Here is a 10183-nt window from a genome sequence, read left to right as displayed (position 1 = left end):
GGTGACATCGTGCGAAGTTCAAGGTGACATCGTGCGAAGTTCAGGGCGGCGGTATTAAACAAAAAAGGCTCCCTAAGGAGCCTTTTACCTGAGAGGTAATGTAATTACCAACCAGCTTTTTCTTTAAGTGCAGAACCGATCTCAGCTAGAGAGCGAACAGTCTTAACGCCTGCTTCTTCTAGAGCTGCGAACTTCTCATCAGCAGTACCTTTACCACCTGAGATGATTGCACCTGCGTGACCCATACGCTTGCCCGGAGGAGCAGTAACACCAGCGATGTATGAAACAACTGGCTTAGTCACGTTATGTTTGATGTACTCTGCAGCTTCTTCTTCTGCTGTACCACCGATCTCACCAATCATTACGATTGCTTCTGTCTTAGGATCGTTCTGGAACATTTCTAGTACGTCGATGAAGTTAGTACCTGGGATTGGATCACCACCGATACCAACACACGTAGACTGACCGAAACCAGCATCAGTAGTTTGCTTAACTGCTTCGTAAGTAAGAGTACCTGAACGAGATACGATACCTACTTTACCTGGTAAGTGGATGTGACCAGGCATGATACCAATCTTACATTCACCCGGAGTGATAACACCTGGGCAGTTAGGACCGATCATACGAACGCCAGTTTCTTCTAGCTTCACTTTAACATCAACCATATCAAGTGTAGGGATGCCTTCAGTGATACAAACGATTAGCTTGATGCCACCGTCGATAGCTTCTAAGATAGCGTCTTTACAGAATGCAGCTGGTACGTAGATCACTGTTGCAGTTGCACCAGTAGCTTCTACAGCTTCACGTACAGTGTTGAATACTGGAAGACCTAGGTGAGTTTGGCCGCCTTTACCTGGTGATACACCACCAACCATTTGCGTACCGTACTGGATAGCTTGCTCAGAGTGGAAAGTACCCTGGCCACCAGTGAAACCCTGACAGATTACTTTAGTATCTTTATTAATTAGTACAGACATTATTTGCCCTCCGCAGCAGCAACTACTTTCTCTGCAGCATCTGTTAGTGATTCAGCAGCGATGATGTCAAGACCAGAGTTAGCTAGTACTTCACGGCCAGCTTCAGCGTTAGTACCTTCAAGACGTACAACTACTGGTACGCTTACACCAACTTCTTTAACTGCACCAATGATACCTTCAGCGATCATGTCACAACGAACGATACCACCGAAGATGTTTACTAGTACTGCTTTCACGTTGTCATCTGAAAGGATGATCTTGAATGCTTCAGATACACGTTCTTTAGTCGCGCCGCCACCAACGTCAAGGAAGTTAGCTGGCTTACCGCCGTGTAGGTTTACGATGTCCATTGTACCCATTGCAAGGCCAGCACCGTTAACCATACAACCAACGTTACCGTCTAAAGCAACGTAGTTTAACTCGAAGCTTGCAGCGTGAGCTTCACGTGCATCTTCTTGTGAAGGATCGTGGAATTCACGGATCTTAGGCTGACGGAATAGCGCGTTGCCATCAACACCAATCTTACCGTCTAGGCAGTGTAGGTTGTTTTCGTCAGTGATTACTAGAGGGTTGATCTCTAGAAGTGCAAAGTCATGATCGATGAACATGTTCGCTAGACCTAGGAAGATCTTAGTGAACTGTTTAATCTGAGCTGGGTTAAGACCAAGCTTGAAGCCAAGCTCACGACCTTGGTATGCCTGAGGGCCTACTAGTGGATCGATTTCAGCTTTGTGAATTAGCTCTGGTGTTTCTTCAGCAACTTGCTCGATTTCTACACCACCTTCAGTTGATGCCATGAACACGATTTTACGTGAAGCACGGTCAACAACAGCACCAAGGTATAGCTCATTTGCAATATCAGTGCAGCTTTCAACAAGGATCTTAGCAACAGGCTGACCTTTTTCGTCAGTCTGGTAAGTCACTAGGTTTTTACCTAACCAGTTTTCAGCAAATGCGCGGATCTCGTCTTTGCTATCAGCTAGCTTAACACCGCCAGCTTTACCACGGCCACCCGCGTGTACTTGACATTTAACGACCCACTTGTCGCCACCAATCTTACCAGCAGCTTCAACTGCTTCCTGAGGAGTGTCACAAGCGTAACCCTCAGATACAGGTAAACCATATTCGGCAAAAAGTTGTTTTGCCTGATACTCATGCAAATTCATGATGCTTTATCCAATTTTTTATACTAAAAATGCTGAATATTTATGCAAATAATCAGCTATCCCAAATTGCGCCCATAGTATAGATCCCAAGGCGTAGTAAGAAAACCCCAGTTAGACCAAAGGCGCAAAAAAAAAGCCGTATGTTGCTTAATTGCACACATACAGCTTAAGATTTAATCTTTCGCTTAAACGTCTAGAAGTAGACGAGTTGGATCTTCTAGTAATTCTTTGATTGTTACTAAGAAACCAACTGATTCTTTACCATCGATTTGACGGTGGTCGTAAGAAAGCGCTAGGTACATCATAGGTAAAATTTCTACTTTACCGTTTACTGCCATCGGACGCTCTTGGATCTTATGCATACCTAGAATCGAAGACTGAGGTAGGTTGATGATAGGCGTAGAAAGTAGTGAACCGAATACACCACCATTTGTGATAGTGAAGTTACCACCAGTCATATCGTCAACTGTAAGTTTGCCGTCACGACCTTTAAGTGCTAGCTCACGAATACCCTTTTCGATTTCAGCAACTGACAGCTTATCACAGTCACGAAGAACTGGTGTTACTAGACCACGAGGTGTAGAAACAGCGATGCTGATGTCGAAGTAGTTGTGGTATACGATGTCATCACCGTCGATTGATGCATTTACTTCAGGGAAACGCTTAAGTGCTTCTGTTACAGCTTTCACGTAGAAAGACATGAAGCCAAGACGAATGCCGTGACGCTCTTCGAATACATCTTTATATTGCTTACGAAGATCCATGATTGGTTTCATGTTAACTTCGTTGAACGTAGTTAACATTGCTGTAGAGTTCTTCGCTTCTAGAAGACGATTAGCAATTGTCTTACGTAAACGAGTCATAGGAACACGTTTTTGTGTACGATCACCAACTGGTGCCGCAGGTGCTGCCGCTGCTTTAGCTGGAGCTGCTGCAGGCTTAGCTGCTGGAGCTTTCAAGAACGCATCAACATCTTCTTTAGTGATACGACCGCCTTTACCAGAGCCTTTAATTTGAGAAGCATCAAGACCTTTTTCTGCAATTAGACGACGAACTGACGGAGTTAGTACGTCAGCATTTTCGTCAGATGCTGCAGGAGCTGCGTCTGATTGAGCTGGAGCTGCTGGTGCGCCACCTGCTGAAAGCTTGCCAATAACCTGCTCGCCAAGAACTGTATCGCCTTCAGCATGCAAGTGTTCACCCATCACACCGTCTTCCGGTGCAACAACTTCTAAAACAACTTTGTCAGTTTCGATGTCAACTAGGTTCTGGTCACGGCTTACAGCCTCACCTGGTTGTACGTGCCAAGTTGCGATTGTAGCGTCTGCTACTGACTCTGGAAGTACTGGTACTTTAATGTCCACTTCTTTACCTTCTGCTGCTGGCGCCGCTGCTGGCGCTGCTGGTTGTTCATTTGATTGAGCTGGTGCTGCACCTGCAGCACCGATTTGTGCAATTACTTGCTCACCTAATACAGTTGCGCCTTCTTCTTCAGAAATAGCAACAATTACACCGTCTTCAGGTGCAACAACTTCTAAAACGACTTTGTCAGTTTCAATGTCAACTAGGTTTTGGTCACGGCTAACCGTATCACCAACGCTTACATGCCAAGTTGCAACGGTTGCGTCTGCAACTGACTCAGGAAGAACAGGCACCTTAATTTCGGTTGTCATCTCTTATTCCTTATTTTTTAATTGTTAATGCGTCAGCAATCAACGCGTTTTGTTCTTTAGTATGGGTAGACATATAACCACAAGCAGGTGCAGCTGAAGCCTTACGACCAGCATAAGTTAGGTTTGCACCAGTTGGGATTGCTTCCCAGAAATGGTGTTGAGAGCAGTACCAAGCACCTTGGTTCTGTGGCTCTTCCTGACACCATACGAAATCTTTAACATGCTGGTAGCGAGCCATAACCTCGTCCATCTCTTTATGAGGGAACGGATATAACTGCTCAACACGTACGATAGCAACATTGTTTAGCTCAAGCTTGCGACGCTCTTGAAGTAGTTCGTAGTAAACTTTACCGCTACAGAATACAACACGCTCAACATTTTCAGGTTTAATATCATCAATTTCATCGATCATATTGTGGAATACGCCGTCAGAAAGCTCTTCCAAACTTGAAACTGCTAAAGGATGACGCAGCAATGACTTTGGCGTCATAACAATCAATGGACGACGCAAAGGACGAACTGATTGACGACGTAACATTGCATAAACCTGTGCAGGAGTTGTTGGAACACATACTTGCATGTTGTGGTCAGCACAAAGCTGTAGGTAACGCTCTAGACGCGCAGAACTGTGTTCAGGACCTTGACCTTCATAACCATGAGGAAGTAACAGAGTTAAGCCACATAGACGGCCCCACTTCTGCTCACCAGAACTTAAGAACTGGTCAAATACAACCTGAGCACCGTTTGCAAAGTCACCGAACTGCGCTTCCCAAAGAACAAGTGAAGTAGGCTCAGCTGTTGCATAACCATATTCGAATGCAAGTACTGCTTCTTCAGAAAGTACTGAGTCATAAACCTCAAAAGTACCCTGCTCAGGGCTGATATTTTGCAGCGGTAGGTAGGTAGAAGCATCAACTTGGTTGTGAACAACTGCGTGGCGGTGGAAGAAAGTACCACGACCAGAATCTTGACCTGTTAAGCGAATGTCAGTGCCTTGATCAACCATTGTCGCGTATGCAAGTGTTTCAGCCATACCCCAATCAAGTGGTTTATCGCCTGTAGCCATCGCTTTACGATCATCGTAGATTTTCTTAACACGAGATTGCGCTTTGTGATCTTCAGGGTAGCTAGCAACTTTTTCACCAAGTTCTTTTAGCTTGTCTACCGATACTTCAGTCTCGTAAGGTGTATCCCAATCGTGACCTACGTACTTAGACCATTCTGACGAATGCTTCGTTTCAGGCTGAATTTCAGCAACAACACACTCACCATTGTCTAAACCGTTGCGGTAATCGTCAGCTAATTGCTTAGCTTCTTGCGCAGAAAGTACACCTTCAGCTACCAACTTGTCCGAATATAATTGACGAGGTACTGGGTGCTTTTTGATCTTTTGATACATTAGAGGCTGAGTTGCATTTGGCTCATCAGCTTCATTGTGACCATGACGACGGTAACACACTAAATCAATGACAACATCACGTTTGAACTTGTTTCGGAAGTCAAGTGCAACTTGTGTTACAAATGCAACCGCTTCAGGATCGTCAGAGTTAACGTGGAAAATTGGTGCCTGAACCATCTTAGCAATGTCAGTACAGTACTCAGTAGAACGTGTATCTTCTGCCTTAGACGTTGTAAAACCAACTTGGTTATTTACAACGATACGTACAGTACCACCTACGCCGTAAGCACGTGTCTTAGACAAGTTAAAGGTCTCTTGTACAACACCTTGTCCAGCGATTGCTGAGTCACCGTGAATGGTGATTGGCAATGCTTTAGAACCACTAGCACAGTTTAAACGGTCTAGACGTGCTCTTACTGAGCCCATTACCACTGGATTTACGATTTCTAAGTGAGACGGGTTAAATGCCAATGCCATATGAACATCGCCACCCTGAGTTGAGAAATCAGAAGAGAAACCCATGTGGTACTTAACGTCACCAGAACCTGCCGACTCGCCGTATTTACCAGCGAATTCGTCGAATAATTCCTGTGGATTCTTACCTAAAACGTTAACTAGTACGTTTAGACGACCACGGTGCGCCATACCAATTACAACTTCTTCTTGGCCGCTTTCACCTGCTCTATGCACAAGCTCTTTAAGCATTGGTACTAGTGCGTCACCACCTTCCAGTGAGAAGCGCTTTGCACCTGGGAATTTAGCACCAAGATACTTTTCAAGGCCATCAGCTGCGATTAAGCCTTGCAATAAGCGTAGTTTGTTTTCTTTGCTGAATTGGGGCTTTGAGAAACCGGCTTCTAAGCGTTGTTGTAACCAGCGCTTTTCTTCGGTTGATGTGATGTGCATGTACTCTGCGCCTACAGAACCACAATATGTGGACTTAAGTGCAGCGTATAAATCTTTTAATTTCATTGTCTCTTTGCCACAAGCAAAAGAGCCAATATTGAATTCTTTATCGAGATCCACATCATCTAAATCGTGGTAAGCCAACTCGAGCTCTCTCACTCGGTCACGTTGCCATAAACCCAATGGGTCTAGATTGGCGTTTTGGTGGCCCCTAAATCTAAATGCATTAATAAGCTGCAACACACGCACTTGTTTTGCATCTGCCGCACCTTCTGCAGAAACTACTACTTCTCTGTGTTTGTTCTTAGCAAGCTCAGCAAATTGTGCTCTTACATCGGAATGTTTAATATCAACATCAACACCTTCTACTTTAGGTAGTTGATCAAACACTTCTCGCCATTCTTCTGGCACTGAAGCCGCATCATCTAGATACGCCTCATATAAATCTTCTACATATGCAACGTTGCCGCCGTATAAGTGAGAAGATTCCAGCCATGCTTTCATCACACCTTCGTGCATTTATTAGCCCTTTTCTCTAGCGCAGAAACTTAAACTTAAACGAAAACAAGATGGCATGTCCTCCATGCCACCTTAAGATAATACTAAGCCTTAAACCGAACGGTTTAATAGCATAGATTTAATGTGTCCAATTGCTTTGGTTGGATTCAAACCTTTTGGACAAACGCTAACACAGTTCATGATACTGTGACAACGGAATACGCTGAACGCGTCATCAAGACCAGCCAAACGCTCTTCAGTTGCTGTATCGCGGCTATCAGCCAAGAAACGGTACGCGTGAAGAAGTCCAGCAGGACCGATAAATTTATCTGGATTCCACCAGAATGATGGGCATGAAGTTGAACAACATGCACATAAAATACACTCATATAAACCATCAAGCTTTTCACGATCTTCAAGACTTTGAAGACGCTCTTCGCCACCTGTTGGCTTGTCATTGATCAAGTAAGGTTTTACTTTTTCGTATTGAGTGTAGAACTGACTCATGTCAATTACCAAGTCACGAATTACTGGCAGACCAGGTAACGGACGAATGATAATTTTACCTTTGCCGTTCTTCTGTAGAGCTGACAGTGGTGTAATACATGCAAGGCCATTTTTACCATTCATGTTTACGCCATCAGAACCACATACACCTTCACGACATGAACGACGGAAAGAAAGTGTTGAGTCTTGCTCTTTCAACATAAGTAGTGCATCAAGCACCATCATGTCACGGCCTTCTTCAACCTCAAGTTTGTATTCCTGCATACGAGGTGCAGTATCAACATCTGGGTTGTAACGATAAACAGATAATTCTAAAGTTGCTGTTGCCATCGTTTAACTCCTAGTACGTACGAGCTTTAGGTGGGAATGCTTCACGTGTAGTCGGCGCAAAGTTAACATCACGCTTTGTCATTGACTCACTTTGTGGGTGATACATTGAGTGGCATAGCCAGTTCTCATCATCACGCTCAGGGAAGTCAAATCTAGAGTGAGCACCACGGCTTTCTGTACGGAAGTTTGCAGCAACTGCTGTTGAGTATGCTGTTTCCATCAAGTTATCAAGTTCTAAACACTCGATACGTTGAGTGTTGAACTCAGTTGACTTGTCGTCAAGACGCGCATACTGAAGACGATCACGGATCTCTTTAAGCTCTTTAAGACCGTCAGCCATTGCATCACCTTCACGGAATACTGAGAAGTTAAGCTGCATACACTCTTGCAAATCTTTCTTGATTTGAACTGGGTCTTCACCTTTGCCAACCTCAGAAGACTCCCAACGATTGTAGCGAGCAAATGCTTCATCTACATCGTCTTTAGACGCTTCACCAGTGGACTCAAAGTCTTTCAAGTAGGTGCCTAAGAAGTTACCCGCTGCACGACCAAATACAACTAAGTCAAGTAGTGAGTTACCGCCTAGACGGTTCGCGCCGTGTACAGATACACAAGCGATTTCACCTACTGCAAACAGACCTTCTACAATACGCTCATTGCCATTGCTATCTACGTCTAGCACCTGACCATTTACGTTAGTAGGCACACCACCCATCATGTAGTGACACGTTGGGATTACTGGGATTGGCTCTTCAGCAGGGTCTACGTGAGCAAATGTCTTAGATAGATCACATACACCTGGAAGGCGTAGGTTAAGCATTTCTTCACCTAAGTGGTCAAGTTTAAGCTTAATGTGAGTACCCCAAGGACCGTCACAACCACGACCTTCACGGATTTCAGTCATCATCGCACGTGCAACAACGTCACGACCAGCAAGGTCTTTCGCGTTAGGTGCATAACGTTCCATGAAACGCTCGCCGTCTTTATTTAGAAGATAACCACCTTCACCACGACAACCTTCTGTTACTAGCGTACCCGCGCCAGCAATACCGGTCGGGTGGAACTGCCACATTTCCATGTCTTGCATGCCGATGCCTGCACGAACGGCCATACCAACACCATCACCAGTATTGATGTGAGCGTTGGTTGTTGAAGCGTAAATACGACCTGCACCACCTGTCGCTAGTACAACAGCTTTAGACTTGAAGTAAACTACTTCACCAGTCTCGATTTCGATCGCAGTAACACCAACTACATCGCCCTTGTCATTTTTAACAAGGTCTAATGCATACCACTCAGAGAATACGTTTGTCTTGTTTTTAACATTTTGCTGGTAAAGGCAGTGAAGTAACGCGTGACCAGTACGGTCAGCAGCCGCAGCTGTACGCGCAGCCTGCTCACCACCAAAGTTTTTAGACTGACCACCGAAAGGACGCTGATAAACACGGCCATTTTCAAAACGTGAAAATGGTAAACCCATGTTTTCTAATTCAGTAATAGCTTCTGGACCCGTTTTAGTCATGTACTCGATAGCGTCTTGGTCACCGATGTAATCAGATCCTTTAACAGTATCGTACATGTGCCATTCCCAGTTATCTTCATGAGAATTACCAAGTGCTACCGTAATACCACCTTGCGCAGAAACTGTGTGAGAACGAGTTGGGAATACTTTAGAGATAAGAGCACATGTCTTGCCTGACTCAGAAATAGCAAGCGCAGCACGCATACCCGCACCGCCGGCTCCGACAACTACAGCATCAAATTCACGGACATTATATTTCACTTAAACACCCCACAGAACAAACAAACCAACAGCAACATATGCAAGTGCCATTAGATTTAATACAAAGCCTAAAACTGAACGCATTGTTGCACAGTTGACGTAGTCAGTTAAAACCTGCCAAAGACCAATACGAGTATGAACCATTATACAAACGAGTGTAATAATAGTTGCAGCTTTCATGGCTAGGTTGTCAAATAGCCCAGTCCACGCTTCATACGTTAATTCAGGAGTTAACGCTAAGTAGCCCACGATAAATACAGCATATGCTGCAATGATTAATGCTGTTGCGCGAAGTGATACATAATCTTGTACACCATCACGTTTCAGAGTTGCTTGATTTAAGACCATATCCACACTCCACCAAGAATCGCAACGATTACCCAAATGGCGATTGCAATTTTAGCACTTGCATTGCCCGACTCTAACTCTTCCCAGTGGCCCATGTCTTGGATCATATGACGGATACCGCCAATGATGTGGTAAGACAATACAGCCAAGGTGCCCCACGCAATGAATTTCGCAATAAAGCCAGTCATTAGCCCTTTCACAAATTCAAAACCTTCAGGAGAAGAGAGAGATTCAGACCACGCCCAAATGACAAAAGTCAACGCGAAGAACAACGCGACACCAGTGACACGATGTAAGATCGACGCCTTTGCCGTTGCTGGCATAGATATAGTCGTAAGATCTAGATTTACAGGTCTTTGCTTTTTCACAGTTACTTGCCCATCTTTGCTCGATAAGAGCTTCATCTACTTGTTTTTATCAACCCACTTGCACGACATGCACAAATGGCACACTCTAGATAAACCTGTTTAAACACTTAAAAGATCACTTGCCTGTAAAACTTCGATGTAAAAATAGGTTTACCCACAGACGACACGGTATAAAACCGTTGACAGTATATAAGGCTATGCGTGTTTTTACAATTCTTGTTTAGTTTC

Annotated in this window: 8 protein-coding genes; all 8 read right to left on the bottom strand. The window is 44.5% G+C overall.

Going from position 1 to position 10183, the window contains the following annotated elements:
- Window positions 1-104 precede the first annotated feature (104 nt).
- The 8 genes from sucD to sdhC all read right to left on the bottom strand — a co-directional run bounded on the left by sucD (window position 105) and on the right by sdhC (window position 9955).
- Entirely contained in the window at window positions 105-977 is an 873-nt protein-coding gene (sucD, locus tag N483_RS13655; protein WP_023399328.1) for a succinate--CoA ligase subunit alpha, read from the bottom strand.
- A complete protein-coding gene (gene sucC / locus N483_RS13650) occupies window positions 977-2143 on the bottom strand; it encodes an ADP-forming succinate--CoA ligase subunit beta (protein WP_023399327.1) in 1167 nt (388 codons plus the stop codon). The genes sucD and sucC overlap by 1 nt, the downstream gene beginning before the upstream one ends.
- A gap of 185 nt (window positions 2144-2328) precedes the next feature.
- Window positions 2329-3816: a 2-oxoglutarate dehydrogenase complex dihydrolipoyllysine-residue succinyltransferase gene (gene odhB / locus N483_RS13645; RefSeq protein WP_023399326.1), complete on the bottom strand. Its 1488-nt coding sequence runs from the start codon at window positions 3814-3816 to the stop codon at window positions 2329-2331.
- A 10-nt stretch (window positions 3817-3826) separates the two neighbouring features.
- A complete protein-coding gene (sucA, locus tag N483_RS13640) occupies window positions 3827-6640 on the bottom strand; it encodes a 2-oxoglutarate dehydrogenase E1 component (protein ID WP_023399325.1) in 2814 nt (937 codons plus the stop codon).
- A 90-nt stretch (window positions 6641-6730) separates the two neighbouring features.
- On the bottom strand, window positions 6731-7456 hold the full coding sequence (locus N483_RS13635; protein ID WP_023399324.1) for a succinate dehydrogenase iron-sulfur subunit: 726 nt from the start codon (window positions 7454-7456) through the stop codon (window positions 6731-6733).
- A 10-nt stretch (window positions 7457-7466) separates the two neighbouring features.
- Window positions 7467-9239: a succinate dehydrogenase flavoprotein subunit gene (sdhA, locus tag N483_RS13630; protein ID WP_023399323.1), complete on the bottom strand. Its 1773-nt coding sequence runs from the start codon at window positions 9237-9239 to the stop codon at window positions 7467-7469.
- A complete protein-coding gene (gene sdhD, locus N483_RS13625) occupies window positions 9240-9587 on the bottom strand; it encodes a succinate dehydrogenase, hydrophobic membrane anchor protein (RefSeq protein ID WP_023399322.1) in 348 nt (115 codons plus the stop codon).
- A complete protein-coding gene (sdhC, locus tag N483_RS13620; RefSeq protein WP_155250762.1) occupies window positions 9578-9955 on the bottom strand; it encodes a succinate dehydrogenase, cytochrome b556 subunit in 378 nt (125 codons plus the stop codon). The genes sdhD and sdhC overlap by 10 nt, the downstream gene beginning before the upstream one ends.
- Between the last annotated feature and the right edge of the window lie 228 nt (window positions 9956-10183).

The organism is Pseudoalteromonas luteoviolacea NCIMB 1944, from assembly GCF_001625565.1.
Taxonomy (GTDB): domain Bacteria; phylum Pseudomonadota; class Gammaproteobacteria; order Enterobacterales; family Alteromonadaceae; genus Pseudoalteromonas; species Pseudoalteromonas luteoviolacea_F.
The sequence above is the reverse complement of the archived record's forward strand: the minus strand, read 5'-3'. Positions and strand labels throughout refer to the sequence as shown.

Excerpts from the sequence above, each read along its gene's own strand:
- sucD (WP_023399328.1), bottom strand. The coding sequence starts at position 977 with ATGTCTGTACTAATTAATAAAGATACTAAAGTAATCTGTCAGGGTTTC.
- sucC (WP_023399327.1), bottom strand. The coding sequence starts at position 2,143 with ATGAATTTGCATGAGTATCAGGCAAAACAACTTTTTGCCGAATATGGT.
- odhB (WP_023399326.1), bottom strand. The coding sequence starts at position 3,816 with ATGACAACCGAAATTAAGGTGCCTGTTCTTCCTGAGTCAGTTGCAGAC.
- sucA (WP_023399325.1), bottom strand. The coding sequence starts at position 6,640 with ATGCACGAAGGTGTGATGAAAGCATGGCTGGAATCTTCTCACTTATAC.
- N483_RS13635 (WP_023399324.1), bottom strand. The coding sequence starts at position 7,456 with ATGGCAACAGCAACTTTAGAATTATCTGTTTATCGTTACAACCCAGAT.
- sdhD (WP_023399322.1), bottom strand. The coding sequence starts at position 9,587 with ATGGTCTTAAATCAAGCAACTCTGAAACGTGATGGTGTACAAGATTAT.